Raw genomic sequence first — 17,960 nt, forward strand, 5'->3', positions numbered from 1 at the left:
ACACCCTGCCGTTCTCCCGCGCCTTCGCGGGCTCCCTGCGTTGGTTGTGCGGATTGCTAGTTGCGAGGACCGACCCAGAGGTCGTCCACGCCGTACCCGACAGGACCGTTGGTGGTGCTGCCGCTCAGGTAGGCGTACAGGCCGATGGATCCGGGCGCCTGCAGTGCCGCCGCGCTGTCCGTGGTGGTGAGGGTCCAGGCGGCGGGCTCTGTGGTCCCGGCCTTCCAGATCTTCACCCGCATGGTGGTGGGGTTGGTGCCCCAGGTCTGGAGCTTGACCTTCATCGTGTCGCCGGCGTTGTACACGAGACCCGGCACCGTGATGCTGGTGAGGACCGTCTCGGTCGCACCCTCGTTGCGGGTCAGCCAGACCGCCGTGGCGCCACCGGCTGCGAAGCGGATCTTCGCCCGGTAATCGGCGGTGGAGGTCACCCGGCGTCCGAGGACGCTGATGTACTGACCGCCGCCCGTCGGTGCCTTGTCGGTCGTGACCGCGACCTCGTACTGGTTGTCCGTGTTCGAGATGCTCGGCAGCGACGCCGTGTAGCCGTCACCGGCGTTGAGGCTGACCCGACCGAGCCCACCGGAGACCGACCACCGGGTGGCCACGCCACCGAGCGTCCAGGCGCCCCCGAGGTCGGCGGCGCCCCACCCGGAGGCGAGGGTCCGGCCGAAGGCGTCCTGCGCGAAGGCGGTGAGCGCGACGACCGTGATGTCACGGGACAGGGTGCCGGTGGCGCCCTGGTCGTCCGTCACGGTGAGGCGCACCGTGTAGGTGCCCGCCGCGGCATACGTGTGGCTCGCGGTGGCGCCGGAACCGTCGGCGGTGCCGTCACCCCACTGCCAGGCGTACGACGCGATGGTGCCGTCGCCGTCCGCGGATGCCGAGCCGTTGACCGACAGGGCGAGGAAGCTCTCCGAGTCCGTGAACGACGCCGTCGGCGCCTGGTTGCCCGCCACGGTGAAGGTGGCCGTCTTCGTGTCGGTGCCGCCCCTGTTGTCCGTCACGGTGAGGCCCACCGTGTAGGTGCCGGACGCGGCATAGGTGTGGGAGGCCGTCGCGCCGGAACCGTCGGCGGTGCCGTCACCCCAGCTCCACGCGTAGGACGCGATCGTGCCGTCGGGGTCGCTCGACGTGGACCCGTTGACCGAGGTCTGCAGGAACGTCTCGCTGTGGGTGAAGGCGGCCGTCGGCAGCTGGTTGGGCGCCTGCGACACGGTGATCGACCGGCTCGAGGTGCCCGTCAGGCCCTGGGCGTCGGTGACGGTGAGGCCGACCGTGTAGGTGCCCGCCGCGGCATACGTGTGGCTGGCCGTGGCGCCGGAACCGTTGGCGGTGCCGTCACCCCAGCTCCACGCGTAGGAGGCGATCGTGCCGTCCGGGTCGGACGACCCGGACCCGTTGACGGACAGGGCGAGGAAGTTCTCCGAGTCCGTGAACGAGGCCGTCGGCGCCTGGTTGGCCGCCACCGTCACCGAGGCGGTCTTCGTGGCCGTGGCGCCGTCGTCGTCCGTCACCGTGAGCGTCACCGTGTAGGTGCCGCCCGCCGCGTAGCTGTGGTTGGCGGTGACCCCGGAGCCGGCGGCGGTGCCGTCGCCCCAGTTCCACGAGTAGGTGGAGATGGTGCCGTCGGCGTCGGTCGAGCCGCTGCCGTCGACCGCGAGGTCGAGGAAGGTCTTCGTCGACGTGAAGGCCGCGGTCGGCGGCTGGTTGACCGCCACCTGCCCGGTGGCCTCGTAGTGGGCCCGGACCTGCGCACCCGTGAGGGCGGTCGGGTAGACGGCCACCTCGTCGATCTCGCCGGCGAAGTAGCTGCTCGTGGTGTTGCCGTAGTTGCGGTCACCGCCGAGACGCCAGTAACCGGTGTAGCTCTGCGCGTCGGTCGCCGCGGCGGAGGCGGACAGGACACCGTCGACGTAGAGCTTCATGCCGTCGGCACCCTGGGTCGCCACCACGTGGTGCCACTGCCCGTTGTTGAACGAGGTGGTCGTCGCGGCGAGGGTGCGCACGGCACCGTTGGTGCCGAACTGGAGCCGGCCGTTGTTGAGCATGACGACCTCACGGTCGTACGACGTGCTCAACCCGGTGGTGGCGCTGCCGAACCCGATGATCTTGCCGCCACGCGTGGTCGTGGTCTTGAACCAGGCCTCGGTGGAGTAGGTCTTCGGGTTGTTCCAGGCCTCCTTGGCGACCACGAGACCGCTCGACCCGTTGAAGGTCGCGTCGCGCACGGGGGTGCTGGCAGGGGACCCGCCCGAGGTCAGGGAGACCCCGGTGACGATCGACCCGTCCTGACCGGCCGACGAGGAGTCGGCCACGGTCGAGCCGGACGTCTCGTTGAGGCGCCAGTAGAAGTCCGGGGACGATCCCGTCACTGCCTGCGCGTAGCCGTCGGTCGGGGTGGGCGAGGTCCACGCGGCCGAGCGACCGGAGGCGAGGTACTGCGCCTGGATCTCTGCCTGGCTCAGCACGGTCGGGAAGACCGAGACCTCGTCGATGGTGCCGGACAGACCAGCGTTGGTCGGGCGGTTCGACAGTCCCGAGGTCTGGTCGGCGAAGAGCCGCCAGAAGCCCTGGAAGGTCGCCAAGGTCACCGGAGTCTGGTCGCGACCGACCCGGCGGCCGTCCACGTAGAGCGAGATGCCGTCAGCACCGGCCGTCGCCGTCACGAGGTGCCACGCACCGTCGTTGACGCTGCGCGTGCTGGTGACCGTACGGGCGGTCCCGTTGGAGGTCATGAACGCGATCCTGTTGCCGCTGTTGACGTACAGCACCAGGTCGTTCGAGGTGCTGTTGTTGGTCTGGCTGGTGCCGAACCCGATGATGCGTCCACCGGAGGTGCTGGTGGTCTGCATCCAGGCCTGGACGGTCGCCTCGACCGGGTGGCTCTCGGCATACGTCGTGTAGAGCTTGGGGCTGGTTCCACCGCTCGAGCGGACCGCGGCGTCACCGGTGGTGGCACCGGACTGGCCGAAGGTGACGCTCGTGGAGGTGCCGTCGCCGGCGCCCACGGAGTCGAGGAAGCCGGGCCCGGTGTCATTCAGCCGCCAGTGGTGCAGCGGGTTGTCCGCCCGGACCGCGGAGAGGTAGGCAGGGGTCGGGTCGGACGACACGGTGACCGGAGCCGTCGCAAGGCTCCACTGGACGTTGCCGTCCTTGTCCTTGGCCCGCACCTTGTAGGTGTGGGTGGTACCGGGTGCGACGCCGGTGTCGGTGAAGCTCAGGCCCGGGAGGGTCCAGAAGTTCGACGCCGACGTGAAGTTGCCGATGGAGGGGCCACCGTCGCGGTAGACGTCGTAGGTGAGCGTGGCGTCGTCACGGTCCCAGACGCTCTTGAAGAAGAGCTTGACGCGGCCGGCCTCGGTCGAGGTGGCGACCGGGTTGAAGGCCGCGGTGTAGATCGGCTTGGACAGCTTGGGGGCGGCGTTCGGTGCGGCGAACCGGACCAGGCCCTGCTGGGCCACGCCGTTGACCATCGGGAACTCGCCGCCGAAGCTCAGGTAGGTGCCGTTGCCGGTGACCGACCAGGCCGCCTGGCGGTCGGGGGTGAAGTTGCCGAACTCGAAGTCGGGGAACCAGTGCAGGATCCCTGCGTACGGGAAGCCCCGGAAGTCCCAGCCGTAGGCGTCCTTGACCGTGATCATGCCGGTCGGGAAGGTCGGGGCGGCAAGGGCCTTCTGCCAGCGCGAGCGCGGGCTGGTGTCGGGGAACGAGCCGACGACGGTGCAGTCGTGCTGGTGGGCGACGCTGTAGAGGACCTGGTTCATCGGCCAGGTGCTGTAGTTGTCGCCGAGGCAGTCGTTGATCCAGTTGATCGCGCCGGTGTCGGGGTTGGCCGAGAAGGTGCCCTCGAAGGAGGCGCCGGAGCCGAACGCGTAGCCCGAGCCGAACACCTGCGTGCCGTCGGTGGACAGGCTGGTGATGCCACCGTTCAGCCCGGCGGTGCGGATCGAGGCGTTGGCCGCCCACGGCAGCACCGCGGCGGTCGTCGCGTCGACGGCACCCATGCCGTAGGCAGAGACACCGCCGAGGGTCTCGAAGGAGCCGGCCAGGATGACCCGGCTCTGGTCGGGGGACATGACCATCGCCAGCACGGTGGCGTTGGAGCCCCCGGCGGTCGGCGACCAGGGCAGCAGCGTCGTGGAGGCTGCGGCGAAGGCAGCCCCTCCCGCGCGGGTCTGGCCACCGGCCGACGGGAAGCTGCCGCCGGCGTAGACGGTGGAGGACGTCGCGACGATGGCGCGAACCTGTCCACCGATGTTGGGGGTCCAGTTCGTCAGCGTGCCGCCCGCCGTGTTGAACGAGGCGATGTGGCCGCGGGAGGCGCCGTCGACGGTGGTGAAGTCGCCGCCGACGTAGATCTTGGAGCCGTCGGGCGAGGCCGCGATGGCCAGGCCCTGGGCGTTGAGCGAGTGGCTGAACGCCGCGACCGGGTTACCGGTGGTGATGTCGTAGGCGAAGATGTTGAGGGCGTCGATCTCTCCGGCGCCGCCCACGGCCACACCCGGGGGGCGAGCCTTGGTGAAGCTGCCCGTCACGTAGACGGTGTTGCCGACGATGACCTGGGCCCACACGACACCGTTGATCTGCCAGGTGGGCAGCGCGTCGGCAGTTACGGTCGTGGGGGTCGGCGGAGTCGGAGCAGGGTCGGCCGCATGGGCGACCCCACCGGTCAGCGTGATTCCCCCCACCAGGAGGGCGGTGGTCGCGACCACTGCGCCGGCACGGCGGATCAGACCGCCGAAGGCCTCAACGTGCATGGTGGACTGCCTTTCCAAGACGAGCACCGCCGAGATCGGCGTTGCCGGGACGAGCACCGACGAGCGGTGCGTCGACCAGCGGGTCACTGGTGGAGGTGGAGCTGGTGACCTGGGGCTGCCGCTGTTCACGCAGCATGGGTGCCAGGACGATCGAACGGGTGAGGAGACCGCCGACGAAGGGACCGACGGCGAGGACGAAAGGTGTTGCCTGGTAGGGCAACCCGATGGCCAGCAGCCCCGCGAGCGAGGCGAGCGACACGAAGGCGTCGGCGAGCCGGACGACGAGAGCGGCGCGCTGGCGGCCGCGGGCTGCCGCGAGGCTGACGAACGGCTGCAGCGTGGCTGTCGCGGCGGCATACACCGCCCAGCCGAGCACGGTGACGGCCGGGAGCGTGAACGAGTCGCCGGTCACCCACGGACCCACGACCGGCGCCACAGCCCACAGGAGGACCCCGAGGGCCAGCGCCCCACCGGCCAGCCCCAGGGAGCTCCTGGACGCCCGCGCGACCAGGGCCCGCAGCGGCAGCGAGCGGTCGCGGGCGTAGGAGGCGAGCAGGTAGGAGCCGATGCCCTGGATGGCAAGGATGGCGGGGGCGACGTAGATGCGGGCCGCCTCGACCTGGCCGAGTGCGGCGCCGCCCGCCACGGCGATCACCAGGACCCGCATGGCGGTGAAGACACCAGGATTGACCGACACCTGCGCGCCGCGCCACCCGCCGAAGGAGGCGACCTGGCGGATCCGCGCACCACGCAGGGAGACCAGGCGGCGCTCGTCGGCCGGCGCCAGGGCGATCGCGACGACGAGACCGGCGAGCTGGCCCGCGGCGATGGCGACGAAGAAGGTGCCGAGGGCGACGGTGCCGACAGCGGACACCACCACGAGGGCAACCATCGCGACCACCAGGGCCACCGAGTCGACCACCACGAGCCGCCAGAAGCGCAGCGTCGCCATGAGCAGGCGGCGGGCCACCTCCTCGACCTGGAAGAGGGCTGCCGCGACGCAGAACCACGCCGCCTCGGCCGGCTCGAGCACCCCGAACGACCACAGGGTCACGGTGGCGGCGACCGGACCGAGCAGGGCGAGCACACCGGCCCACCACTGCAGGCCCGCGCGGAGCCCGCGGTCGTGACGGTCGAGCACCGTGAGGGCATCACCGACGAATCCACTGGTGACCGCGGTCGTCAGGATGATGACGCCGAGGCACAGCGCCAGCTCGCCGAGGCCCCGGGCACCGAGCAGGTGGGCCGCTGCGACCTGCAGGCCGAAGCTCGCCGCCGCCTGCCACACCTGGGCCACGAGGGCCCCGGCGGCATGCGACGAGGCGAGCGACCGCAGCCGCCCGAGTCGGGGAAGGGAGCCTTGGGTCACTTGGCCACGACCGCGCCCGTGTACGTGGCGGAGGTGTGGAGACCGTCGAAGTCGACGACCATCGCGACCTGGTTCAGCTGCTTGGTCGGCACGGCGAACGCGTAGAGGGCCGTGGCGGAGGCGCCGGGCTTCACCGTGCCGGAGAAGTCGTAGGTGCCGGCGCTCTCGGTGTACACCGGGGCGGCCAGCTGCTTCGTCGCGCCGTAGCTGGTCGTCAGGACCACCTGGTTGAGGTTGACGGCCTTGGTCGAGCCGTTGGTGAGCTTGAGCGTGAAGCGGACGTACTCGCGCCCGGCCATGACGCCGGGACCGTGCCCGGTCTCGACACCCTTCTCGGCCTTGGTGATCACGAGGGTGACGCCATCGGGGTACTTCACTGCCGCGTCGAACTTCGCGCCCGGCGCGCTCACCGAGGGCGTGTTCGGCTGCCCGACCCGCTTGACCTTGGGGACGGACTTGACCGGCTGCGGGAGCGGGGGTGCCAGTGTGGTCGGCGTCGTCTCGGTCTCGGGGGTCTCGGTCGGCGCCGCGGAGGACGACGAGGACGTGCCAGGGGTGGAGGCGAGGGCCTGGCCGCTGCCACCGCAGCCGGAGAGGCTGGCGGCGACGAGGGCGAGACCCGCCAGGCTGGCGGCGAGACGGAGACGCGGCGACATCAGTAGGCGCCCTTTCCACGAAGGACCGCACGAGCGGTGCGGACGATGATCTGGAGGTCGAGGACCAGCGACCAGTTGTCGACGTACCAGAGGTCGAGCCGCAGGGACTCGTCCCAGGACAGGTCGCTGCGACCGCTCACCTGCCAGAGGCCGGTCAGGCCCGGGCGGACCCGGAGGCGCCGCACGGCGTCGGACTCGTAGCCGGCGACCTCGTCCGGCAGCGGCGGTCGGGGCCCGACCAACGACATCTCGCCCCGCAGGACGTTGACCAGCTGGGGCAGCTCGTCGAGCGAGTAGCGGCGCAGGAACCCGCCGACCCGGGTGATCCGCGGGTCGTGGCGCATCTTGAACAGCACCGTGTTGCCGGCGTCTGCGGCGCCGGTCAGCTGGGCCAGCCGCTGCTCGGCGTCGACGCCCATGCTGCGGAACTTGAGCATGTTGAAGGTCTCGCCCCGGGCCCCGACCCGCGTCTGACGGAACAGCACGGGACCCGAGGAGTCGAGGCGGATCGCGATGCCGATGGCCACCAGGACCGGAAGGGCAGCGATCGTCAGGCCGAGCGCGAGGCACCAGTCGACGGCCCGCTTCACCACGCGGCGGGCGCCGGACATGGCCGGCCGCTCGACGTGGAGCAGCGGCATCCCCGCTGCGGGGCGGATGGAGAGCCGCGGTCCGGCGACGTCGAGCAGGCCGGTCGCGACCACGAGGTCGACGGAACGCTCCTCGAGTGACCAGGCGAGGCGGCGCAGGGCCCGACCGCTCAGGTCGGGGTCCCCCGACACCGCCACGACCTCGGCGTTGAGGAGGTCGATGGCGTGCAGCGCCTCCTCCGGGTAGCCGAAGACCGGGATGCCCTCGACCTCGGAGGAGAAGTCGCCGCCGTTGGTGATGCCGGAGACGCAGGCGCCGACGACGTGCATGCCCTCGCCCGGAGCCTGCTGGAGCTGGCGGATCATGGGACCGACCGTGCGGACGTTGCCGATGACCACGGTGCGCTGGGTGTCGCGCCCGTTGGTGCGGCGCCGGAGGAGAGAACGGCGCAGCAGGTTGCGGGAGACGAGCCCGAGGAGCATCAGCATCGGGACGACGATGAGGACGAGCCCGCGGGCGAGCTCGAAGTGCAGGAGCCACGAGCTCAGCACCGCCGCGACGCCGAGGCTGATCGCGGCCCTGGCGACGGAGCGGTACTCGTCGGTGGTGATGCCGAGGAACCGCTGCTCGTAGCCGTGGAACAGCTGGAGCATGAGGATCCACACGCCGGGCAGGAGCAGCGCAACGCCCCACCGGACGGACGCGGGGGCGCCGCCGACGGGGAGGACGATCACGGCCGCTGCGGTGACGAGGGCAGTGACGGCGTCGGACAGGAGCGCACGACGCCGGTAGCCCACGTGCCAGGGGCGCGCGGGCTTCGTGCTCTGGGGTGCATGACCAGGCGGGGCCGAGCGCGGCGAAGCCGTCGTCGTGCGCTTCCGCACCCATTCCGCCCCGACTGGCGAAACGGACTTTGCCCCCGCAAGATCCGTCATGGCAACTCCCCTAAACCGCTCAGCGCCTGAAGGTAACTCCCAAGTGGGACTTACCGATGTGCCCTCATGAGAAGACGTCCTCAGGCTCTGGAAATGCTGTCACCGCAGGGGATTCGGCACATACGATCACGGGGCTAGGCCAGACAACCTCACCTTGACTACGGGGTATGCCGTACCCCTCTCCACCGTTTGAGGGAGAAGGTGGTGGCGTTCGTGGCGGGATGGCTCCGGTTGGGTGCGGACGGCCCTCAGGCCGGGGAGTGGTACTTCTGCTGGGCCGCGACGAGCCCCTCCACCACGACCATCTCGGCGGCGTCAGCGGCGTCTCCGAGGAGGAACGGGAGCTCCTTGCGCTCGGTCGTCCCGAAGTCCCGCAGCACGAAGTCGGCGGGGTCCATCCGACCCGGCGGGCGGCCGATGCCGACCCGAACCCGCAGGTAGTCCTTGGTCCCGACGGCGGAGGAGATCGAGCGCAGACCGTTGTGGCCGCCCTCTCCCCCGCCCTTCTTCAGCCGGACGTCGCCGGCCGGGATGTCGAGCTCGTCGTGGATGACGAGCAACCTGTCGACCTCGACCGAGAAGAACTTCATCAGCGCCTTGACCGGGCCGCCCGACTCGTTCATGTAGGACGACGGGACCGCGACGACCGCCGCCGGTCCGGGCGCCCCGCCCGGCCGCAGGCCGATCCGCACGGTCGCGGCGGAGGCCCGCGCCTTGTGGGAGGTGAGCTTCGCGCCGGCGCGCGAGGCGAGCTCGTCGACGACCATGGCGCCGACGTTGTGACGGTTCCCTGCGTACTTGGGGCCGGGGTTGCCCAGTCCCACCACGAGCCAGGTGCCGTCGTCACTCACGGGGCGCAAGTATGCCGGAAGGCCAGGTCCGTGACGGACCTGGCCTTCCGGCATACAACGGTGAGTGGGACTCAGGCGTCCTCGGACTCGGCCTTCTCGCCCTCGGGGGCGTCGCCCTCGGCGGACTCGGCGGCGTCGCCCTCGGCAGCCTCGCCGTCGCCGGCCTCCTCGTGCTCGATGCCGGCCTCGGCCTCGGCCTCGGCCATCTCGGCGTCCAGCGCCTCCTGCGAGATCTGCTGGGTGATGTTGACGACCAGGGTGTCGGCGTCGACGACCAGGGTGGCGCCGGACGGGAGCACGAGCTCGGACGCCTTGATCTGCGTGCCGGCCTCGAGGCCCTCGACGGAGACGACGATGTTCTCGGGGATGTGGGTGGCCTCGACCTCGAGCTGGACGGTCTGGGAGTCGACGGTGACGACGGTCTCCGGAGCGGCCTCGCCCTCGACGTGGACGGGCACGTCGACGGTGACCTTCTCGCCCTTGCGGACGATGACCAGGTCGATGTGCTCAATGACGGGCTTGATGGCGTCGCGCTGCACGTCCTTGGCCAGGGCGAGCTGCTCCTTGCCGTCGATGACGATGGTGAGGAGCGCGTTCGCGACCTTCAGCGCCATCATCGTGTCGTGGCCGGGCAGGGTGATGTGCACGGGCTCGGCGCCGTGGCCGTACATGACGGCGGGGATCTTGTGGTCGCGGCGAATCTTGCGGGCAGCGCCCTTGCCGAACTGCGTGCGCGTCTCAGCGACGAGCTTGTTGTCAGACACGGAAATCTCCTGTGCGGTGGGGGACTCGAGGATGCGGTGGGCCTCGACGCGGGGCGCAGCACGGAGACCACACCGCGTCGAATTACGGACGTGACCGGCCCCAGGTGGTGGCAGCCGTGCAGTGTCCCTCGCCGAGGCAACCCCGAGAGTCTAGGCGACGCCTGCGGGGAGTGGGAAATCCGCGTCCTCGGCGGCCGCCGGGCCCTGCTCCGGGCGACCCCGCCGCAGCTCGCCGAGGCGCACGGCGACCACCCCGGCGACGATGCAGACGCCACCGGCCAGCTGGACCAGGCCGGGCAGCTCGTCGAGCAGCACCCAGGCGAACAGCACGGCGAAGAGCACCTCGGTGAGGCCCACGAACGAGGCCACCGTCGAGCCCAGCATGCGGGCCGCCGTGACCCCGAGGAGGTATGCCGCGGCGGCGGCGATGAGTGCCAGCTCACCGATGGCGACCCACCAGGGCACGTCGCCACCCACCAGGGTGACCGGGGTGGCGGCGAACTCGAGCGGGATGACGTGGACGGCGCCGAGGATGCCGAGGGCGACCGAGCCCGCGGCCATGCCGAGCCCGGCGAGCGCGACCGGCGGGAGGGTGCTGTCCTCGGCCGCCAGGACGAAGAAGGTGGCCAACCCGGTGGCGGCGACCAGGCCCCAGGCAACCCCGACGAGGTCGGGCCGGCTCTGGCCGGAGAGGTCGAGCACGAGGACCAGCCCCACGACCGCGAGGACGACGCCCAGGCCGGTGAGGGCGCTCGGGGCGCGACGCGTGCGGAGCCACACCCAGAGCACGACGAGGACGACACCGAGGTACTCCAGGAGCAGGGCCACCCCGACGTCGAGTCGCTGCACCGCATAGAAGTAGGCCACCTGGCAGCCGGCCACGGCGACGGCGCCGTAGGCAAGGATCGTCAGGAAGTTGTCCCGGACGAGGGACCAGCGACCGCGCAGGGCCAGGATCGTCGGCACGGCCAGCACGAGGGTGGCTCCGGCCACCCGGAGCAGGACGATGGCGCCCGAGCTCCACCCCTCGACGAGCAGCGACTTCGCGAACGGACCGCTGCTCCCGAAGGTCGCCGCCGAGGCGAGCGCGAACCAGAGCCCGAGGCTCTTCGACCGTGCCGCCATGCCACTTCCCTTCGCTGCCTGCCATACCTGTAACGGGTCAAACGCCTTATACTCATGACGGTAGCGATCGAGGCGGTCAGGAGTCAAGATGCTTTTTGCCCATGACACAGAGGTGGCTCTCCGCGGGGCGGCCGCCCTGGTCAACACGGCGGCGACCCTGCTCACCGACACCGAGGACCTCGCCACCGTCGCCGACCTCGACGAGTTCGTCCGCGACTGGGAGTGGACCGGCGCGCACAGCGGTGAGCCGGCCGAGCTCGAGGCCGTGAAGGCGCTGCGGCCCAGGCTGCGCCGGCTCTGGACCGCCGACACCGACGACGCCGTCGCCCTCGTCAACGAGCTCCTGGCCGAAGCGGGGGCACTCCCCCAGCTGGTGCGGCACGGCGAGTGGTCCTGGCACCTGCACGCCACCCCACCCGAGGCACCGCTGGCCACGCGCATGGCGGTGGAGGCGGCGATGGCGATGGTCGACGTGATCCGCGCCGACGAGCTCGCCCGGCTCCGGGTCTGCGCGGCCGACGACTGCGAGGACGTGGTGGTCGACCTGTCCAAGAACCGGTCCAAGCGGTTCTGCGACGGCGGCTGTGGCAACCGCGCCAACGTCGCGGCATACCGGGCCCGCCAGCGACAGCACTAGGCGACCGCAGGCAAACGCCCGACCGGCCGGCCGCGTGCTCATCCCTTTGCGGGATGGTTCACCCGAAATCGGCGACCACACTTTCGCCAGGCGTCATTTGCGTGGTGAAGGGCCGGGCACATGGTCGATGGACGGGTGGGCTGTGCACGCTTTCCGCGCTGCCCCCACACGACGGGCTCCACCCTTCAGCGACCCTTCAGGGGTCGGGACTCTGCTGTGGCCCATGGATAGGCCGACCCCCCACGACGCACTGGCCCAGGTGCTGCGTGACCACGGTCGGGTCGTCGGCAGCAATCCCGACCGGGTCCGCGGCCTGCTCTCCGACATCCTCGGGGTCGACGGTCGAGAATTCCGCGCCGAGGTCGACGCGCTCGTGGTCGCCTGCGAGGAGGGCGTGCCAGCCCTCCTGATCGGCACCGTCGAGTCGGCCGACTCGGCAGTCACCGAGGGGGTGGGGCTGCTCGAGGCGCGTGGCCTGACGACGGACCGAGCAGCCGACGCGACCCTCACCTGGGCCTCGGCGCTGGACGCGCAGGTGTCCGAGTCCTTGTGGACGTCCCTGTCGTCCCGGCGATCCGACCCCACCCCAGGCCCGCGCGGCGGTGCGGTCCTGGCCACCGACGACACCTACCTCCCCCCTCCGCCGACGTTCGGCGCGTCTCCGGAGGCGCCGGGGACCTCCGCACCGGCCGCTCCTCCTCCGTCATCCGCCCCATCCAGGCCGACGCCGCCCCAGGACGTCCTCGACGTTGACGAGGCGGCAGGCCCCCGGTCTCGCCGGGTCGCGCTGACGATGGCGCCGGGGAGCAGGGTGCCGGTCGCCGCCGCACTCGTCGTGGCGGCTCTCGTCGCGAGTGCACTGGGAGCCAAGGCGCTCTGGCCCGACCGCCCAGACACCGCACACCCCCGTCCCGCGGCCGCGAGCGGGGGAACGCTGCGCATGACCGCGAGCAGTGCACTCACCTGGGACCCCATGGAGACGACCGACCCGGGCTTGCGCCTCCTGATGAACCGGGCGCTCTACCGTGGGCTCGTCGCCTTCGACGCCGCCGCCGACGACCGACCGGCACAGCTCGTCGCCGACCTCGCGACCAGCACCGGACGGACCGTCGACAAGGGAAAGACCTGGTCCTTCGAGCTGCGTCCCGACGTGCGGTGGGAGGACGGGACACCCGTCACCTGCGCCGACGCCAAGGCCGGGGTGGCCAGGGCCTTCGGAGCTGCCAAGTTCTTCGGCTACTCCTACGAGGCGGCAGTGCTCATCGATGTGCCGCAGGGTGCGGACGGGCTGCCGACCTACAAGGGGAAGGGCACCGCAGGAATGGCGGCCTTCGACCGCGCGGTGAGCTGCGCGGGGTCGACGCTGACCTTCCGGCTCGCGTTCCCGGAGTACGAGTTCCAGCGCTACCTGGCCCTACCCGAGCTGGCTCCCTTCCGGGCCGCCCCCGCGGTGGGAACCGGCACCCGCTCACTGTCCAACGGGCCCTACGTCGTGGACGCCAGGAGCGCCTCGGCCACCACGGTCGCGTTGGTGCGCAACGGCCGTTGGTCCGCGACCACCGACGGCCTCCGGCCGGCCTTCCCCGACCGCATCGAGATCACCACCGCGGACGTCGACGACGTCGCCGCGGGACTGGCTGCCGATGTCGTCGGGTACCGCCGGACGGTGACCCTCAGCGCGCTCCCCGCAGCGGTCGACAGCGCCTTCGCCAGTGCTCCGGACCGCTCGCAGGTCGCCCCGGCCGGCGTGACCGAGCTCCTCATCCCCAACCTCAGGACGGCGACGATGGCGTCGACGGCGAACCGCCGGGCGTTCGCGCTGTCGACCGACCGCGCGTCATACGTCGCCGCGATGGGCGGCCCGGCGTCCCGGATGGAGCAGCGTTCCACGGCGGGCACCTACCACAGCGGCCCCACCGTCGCGTTCGACCTGCAGCAGGCCCGCAACCTGCTGGCCGGCGACAAGCCGCGCCTGAAGGTGGCCTACCACTCCACTCCCGAGTCGGAGCGGGCCATGGCCGCGCTCTCCGCGGGGTGGAAGCAGGCCGGTTTCGCCGTCAACCTGGTCGCCTTCAAGGGCGACAAGGGCGCCTACGTCAAGGCCATGGCGGACGCGGCGACGACGACCACCTACGACGTGGTGCGCGCCGACCACGTCGACGGCCTCGACCGCTCCCGGACGGCCCAGAGCGTCGACCCCCGGTTCGTGGCCGGTCTGCCGGCCGCCGAGGCCGCGACCCTGACCTCCGCCATCGACAGCGCCATCGGGACCGCCCCGGGACCGGCTCGTGACGCGGCCTGGCTCAACGTCGACGACGTCATCTCCGTCCTCGCCCTGCTGGTCCCGCTCGCCAACCGGGCGTCCCTCGTCGGCAGTGGCTCCGCGGTGCGCGGGGCCACCACCTCACTCGAGTTCTCCGGGGCCATCGACCCCCTCCGCATCTCGCTCGCCCCCACCGAGTCCTGAAGGAACCTGCCATGTCCGAGAACCAGCCCGAGGCCACAGCCGAAGCCCTGCAGCGTGCCGTCCGAGACCTCGGTCGACGCGTCGGAGAGAGCCCCGACCGGGTGCGTGCCGTCCTCTCGGACGCCCTCGGCGCCGCCGCCCGCGAACACCGCTCTGAGATCGACGCGCTGGCCCTGGCGAGCGAGGAGGGGATCCCCTCGACTCTCATCGGCCGCGAGGAGTCGATGCTCACCGAGTCGGACGTGGCCCTCGACGACGGCAGGCTCCGGGCTCGACTCGTCGAACGCGGGCTCTCCGACGGTGCTGCTGACTACGCCATCGGGGTGTGGGCGGCTGCCCTCGGGTCCGTCACCACCCTGAGCGCCACCGGGGGCCTGACCTCGGCGGTGTCCGGCCCGAGCGTGGGGTCGGTCTCCGATCCCGCGACGGAGCTGCCGCACGAGGGCGCAGCCGACGGCGCGGTCGACGACGCAGGTGATGCCGGAGGCATCCTCGGCTTCCCCGTGTCCGCCGACCAGCCGGCCCGCCACCGACAGGTGGTCCCACTGGGTCGACGCGTGATGGCGGGATCGGCGGCCGCGGTCCTGGCCGTCGTGGCCGGGGCGGTGTGGTTCTCGACGGTCGGCGACGGGACGGACCGGACGACCCTCACGGACTCTGCGCTGCGCAGCCCGAGCGGCACGACGACGTCGGGCGCGACCACGGCCACCACCGGTGCCGCGACGAAGGTCCCGCCAGTGACCGCCACGGCGACCACGAAAGCCCCCACCAAGCCGCCCACCAAGGCGCCCGCAGCGCACAGCAGCACCTCGACGCCGCCGAAGCGCACGTCGAGCTCGACCCCGCCGAAGCGCACGTCGAGCTCGACACCGCCCAAGAGCTCGTCGACGACGTCGAAGTCCGTCGCGCCGCCGCCTCCTGCGCCCAAGACCCTCAGGGCCGGCAACACGAGCGCAGCCTGGACCCCCAAGTTCTACGAGGACGGCATCGGGCAGTGCGTCGACTTCGTTCCTCCCAACGCAGCCGACAACCTCTGCCAGGCCAAGATCAACGTCGTCAAGTCGGGAACCGTGACGACCTGGTCGATCGCCAACGCGTCCTCGGTGAGCGGACACGGCTCGGTCAGCATCAGTGGCCACCAGATCCTCTACACCCCCCACCACAACGGGTACTTCACCGACACCATCAGGTACCGGCTCACCGGGAGTGGCGTGACCAGCAACTGGGCGACCATCGCCATCACGGTCTACTGCAATGAGCAGATGGGGTGCTGGGGGTGAAGGACGTGCGACTCACTGACCGTTGGTCCAGCCCGGTGGGCGAAGCGCTGGCCGCCGCCCTGGCGGGGAACCCCTTGGCGTTCGCCGGGCAACCCTCACAGCTGCGGCTCAAGCTGACCCGCCTGCTCGGCGACGACGCCCACACCTACCGCGCTGACGTGCACCTCGTGGTGACGGCGCTCGACGAGAACGTGCCGGCCGAGCTGCTCGCCGCTGCTCCGCTCACGTCGGCCGACCTGCACCGCCACGCGCAGATCCTGGCGCAGGCCCGCGGCTGGACGGACGACGCCGCGCTCACTGCGATCGGCCACTGGCTCCGAGCGCTCGGGATCGATGCGGCCGAGGCTCCCGACCCCGCATCCGTGTCGGATGGTGGCTGGGTCGGGTCGACACCGTCGGCCGGAAGCATCTCCAGCACCGACTCCGACCAGGCACCGGGCTCGACCCACGGTTCGGACGGTGCGGACCGGGGCGACGACCCCGATGGTCGCTCGACCGCGGCACCCGGCGGCGTCGGAGTCCCCCTCACCTCGGGGGCGGAGGACGCATCCACGGTCCTGCCTCCCGACCGCAGGCTCGACCCGATGGCCACCGAGCTGCCCGACCGGTCGTCGGTGGTGGCACTCCCAGCAGAGCCCGCACCTGCGCCCACTCCCGGCCGCACCGGCGTCCCCGCCCTCCAGCCCGGGGGCGAGGCTGCCCCCACGGTCCCCTGGCCCGCATCGTCCCGCTTCGCGGTTGCTCAGGCGATCCAACGCGAGGGCTTCCCGATCGGGGCCTACTACGCATTCCGCGGCAGGAACCCCCACCTGAGGTATGCCGCCGTGGCCCTCTTCGCGGTCCTCGCTGCGGCCTCGCTCGTCCTCCCCGCAGGCCTGGCTCGCATGGGCGTCCTGGCGGTGCTCATCGCGGCGGTCCTCGTGGTCCCGCTGAAGCTCGTGCGCAACGGCATCATGGTCGTGGACGACAACGGATTCCGTTGGTATCCAGCACTTTCCAAGACTGGACCACCAGAGCTGAACGTCCCATGGTCAGGGGTCCAGGTCGCACCTGGCAACCCACCGCGGTTGCTCACGCCCCAGGGGGACCTGTGGCTCAAGGGTCGCACGGGCCTGGTCGAGGCACTCGAGTCGCGCACGCCAACGGCGCAGCAGCAGCCGTCGTCACCGGCGAGCCCCCGATGAGTCGGTCAGGTGGCCAGGCGGGCCTCGACGTCGCCGAGGCGGAGCACGGTGTCCGGGACGAGTGCCACGGCCTGTCCGGGTTCGATCTGCGTCGGCTCCCGCCCCGGGATCCGGGCCTCCCAGGTGGCACTGCCGGTGTTGCGCAGTCCCCACACGTCCCGCGTCGGGTGCCGGGTGACCTCTCCGACGGTGCGCTCGTAGTCGTAGTCCTTCGCGATGTGGTGGCGGTAGATCCGCGTCCCCGCGCCGAGCGCGAGCTCGGTGTGGGGGAAGACCAGGCGCATGGGCTTCGGCAGCACGGCCGAACAACCCCAGCAGGTCGTGGGGACGCCCGGCCCGGAGAAGTTCTCGCGGCCGCAGGCCTCGCAGGTCCGGACCGCGTCCAGGAGGCGCGCGAGGGTGGCGCGCCAGACACTCTCCCGGACCCGTCGCTGCGGGTTGCGGATGCCCTCACCGAAGGCCTGCACGAAGAGCCGCTTGACCGGTTCGGGGTGGATGGCCCAGTTCGCGAGCACGGTCTGGTGCTCGACCGGGTCGGGGGCGTTGGCGTCGTCGGTGGGGTCGAAGACGAAGAGGGCGCGGTCACCGAACAGGTCGCCCTCGGCATCGCGGTCCAGGCAGGGGTACTCGAGCTCACGCCGGCCGAGGAGGGGGTGGTGCACCATCAGCACGTAGAAGATGAGCACGGCCAACGAGTAGAGATCCGTCTCGCTGCCCGGCTTGGCTTCCCCGCGCACGATCTCGGGGGCCATGAACCGGCGCGTCCCGAGGACGCCGCTCTCGCTCTCCCCGTCCACGCCCACGTTGTCGTTGTCGCAGATCAGGATCGCGCCCGACCGCGGGTCGAAGGAGACGTTGCCGAAGCTGATGTCGCGGTAGCAGAGGCCCTGCGAGTGCAGCAGCAGGAAGCCGTGCGCCATGCCCAGGCTCAACCGCACCGCCAGGGACGGGGTCACGTCGACACGGCCTCTCAGCATCTCCCCCAGACCCACGAACTCGGGCGGCCGGATCGGCATCACGTAGCCGAAGCTGCCGTCGGGTGCGCTGATCACCTCCATGGGCCACAGGAACATCGGACCCGGGCTGTGCCTCGCTGCGACGGCCGTGATCGCAAGGCGCTGCTTCTCGCTCACCGACCTCGCGGCATACCACTTGAGCGCCAGCCGTCGGGCCGAGCCGTCCTGGGGTACCAGCTCGTGGACCGTGCCCTGACCACCCTCGCCCAGGAGGCGGCCCACGGTCCACTGCGTGGCAGAGCGACGCAGCGTCACCACGTCCCCGGGCCTGACCACGGGCTGGCCCTCCCCTCCTCGTCCACGCCCATGATGGCACCCGCACCTC

12 protein-coding genes are annotated in these 17,960 nt (G+C 71.3%); 4 read left to right on the top strand and 8 right to left on the bottom strand.

Going from position 1 to position 17,960, the window contains the following annotated elements; all coding sequences use genetic code 11:
* Window positions 1-56: 56 nt before the first annotated feature.
* The 7 genes from ASG91_RS13540 to ASG91_RS13570 all read right to left on the bottom strand — a co-directional run bounded on the left by ASG91_RS13540 (window position 57) and on the right by ASG91_RS13570 (window position 11,051).
* Entirely contained in the window at window positions 57-4,760 is a 4,704-nt protein-coding gene (locus ASG91_RS13540) for a LamG domain-containing protein (protein WP_157606350.1), read from the bottom strand.
* Window positions 4,750-6,129: a hypothetical protein gene (locus ASG91_RS13545; RefSeq protein WP_056923122.1), complete on the bottom strand. Its 1,380-nt coding sequence runs from the start codon at window positions 6,127-6,129 to the stop codon at window positions 4,750-4,752. Before ASG91_RS13545 ends, ASG91_RS13540 begins: the two co-directional genes overlap by 11 nt.
* On the bottom strand, window positions 6,126-6,785 hold the full coding sequence (locus ASG91_RS13550; protein WP_056923123.1) for a hypothetical protein: 660 nt from the start codon (window positions 6,783-6,785) through the stop codon (window positions 6,126-6,128). The genes ASG91_RS13545 and ASG91_RS13550 overlap by 4 nt, the downstream gene beginning before the upstream one ends.
* Window positions 6,785-8,173 carry a sugar transferase gene (locus tag ASG91_RS13555; RefSeq protein ID WP_056923124.1) on the bottom strand — a complete coding sequence of 463 codons (1,389 nt, stop codon included), beginning with the start codon at window positions 8,171-8,173 and terminating at the stop codon, window positions 6,785-6,787. The genes ASG91_RS13550 and ASG91_RS13555 overlap by 1 nt, the downstream gene beginning before the upstream one ends.
* 386 nt (window positions 8,174-8,559) lie before the next feature.
* A complete protein-coding gene (gene pth, locus ASG91_RS13560) occupies window positions 8,560-9,216 on the bottom strand; it encodes an aminoacyl-tRNA hydrolase (protein ID WP_082594165.1) in 657 nt (218 codons plus the stop codon).
* A gap of 17 nt (window positions 9,217-9,233) precedes the next feature.
* Entirely contained in the window at window positions 9,234-9,926 is a 693-nt protein-coding gene (locus ASG91_RS13565) for a 50S ribosomal protein L25/general stress protein Ctc (protein WP_056923126.1), read from the bottom strand.
* 150 nt (window positions 9,927-10,076) lie between these two features.
* Window positions 10,077-11,051 (bottom strand): EamA family transporter, encoded by a 975-nt coding sequence (locus ASG91_RS13570; protein ID WP_056923127.1) that lies wholly within the window; start codon window positions 11,049-11,051, stop codon window positions 10,077-10,079.
* Window positions 11,052-11,139: 88 nt separating this feature from the next.
* Between ASG91_RS13570 and ASG91_RS13575 the strand changes: the two genes are divergently transcribed.
* From ASG91_RS13575 to ASG91_RS13590, 4 genes are all read left to right on the top strand, one after another.
* A complete protein-coding gene (locus tag ASG91_RS13575; protein ID WP_056923128.1) occupies window positions 11,140-11,688 on the top strand; it encodes a CGNR zinc finger domain-containing protein in 549 nt (182 codons plus the stop codon).
* Window positions 11,689-11,911: 223 nt separating this feature from the next.
* Window positions 11,912-14,155: an ABC transporter substrate-binding protein gene (locus tag ASG91_RS13580; RefSeq protein WP_162257541.1), complete on the top strand. Its 2,244-nt coding sequence runs from the start codon at window positions 11,912-11,914 to the stop codon at window positions 14,153-14,155.
* Window positions 14,156-14,166: 11 nt separating this feature from the next.
* A complete protein-coding gene (locus tag ASG91_RS13585) occupies window positions 14,167-15,435 on the top strand; it encodes a hypothetical protein (RefSeq protein ID WP_056923130.1) in 1,269 nt (422 codons plus the stop codon).
* Window positions 15,436-15,440: 5 nt separating this feature from the next.
* A complete protein-coding gene (locus ASG91_RS13590) occupies window positions 15,441-16,619 on the top strand; it encodes a hypothetical protein (protein ID WP_157606351.1) in 1,179 nt (392 codons plus the stop codon).
* Window positions 16,620-16,624: 5 nt separating this feature from the next.
* Here ASG91_RS13590 and ASG91_RS13595 read toward each other — a convergent pair whose 3' ends face one another.
* Window positions 16,625-17,911 (bottom strand): hypothetical protein, encoded by a 1,287-nt coding sequence (locus ASG91_RS13595; protein ID WP_057376687.1) that lies wholly within the window; start codon window positions 17,909-17,911, stop codon window positions 16,625-16,627.
* Window positions 17,912-17,960 lie beyond the last annotated feature (49 nt).

It is taken from the genome of Phycicoccus sp. Soil802 (assembly GCF_001429605.1).
GTDB lineage: Bacteria > Actinomycetota > Actinomycetes > Actinomycetales > Dermatophilaceae > Pedococcus.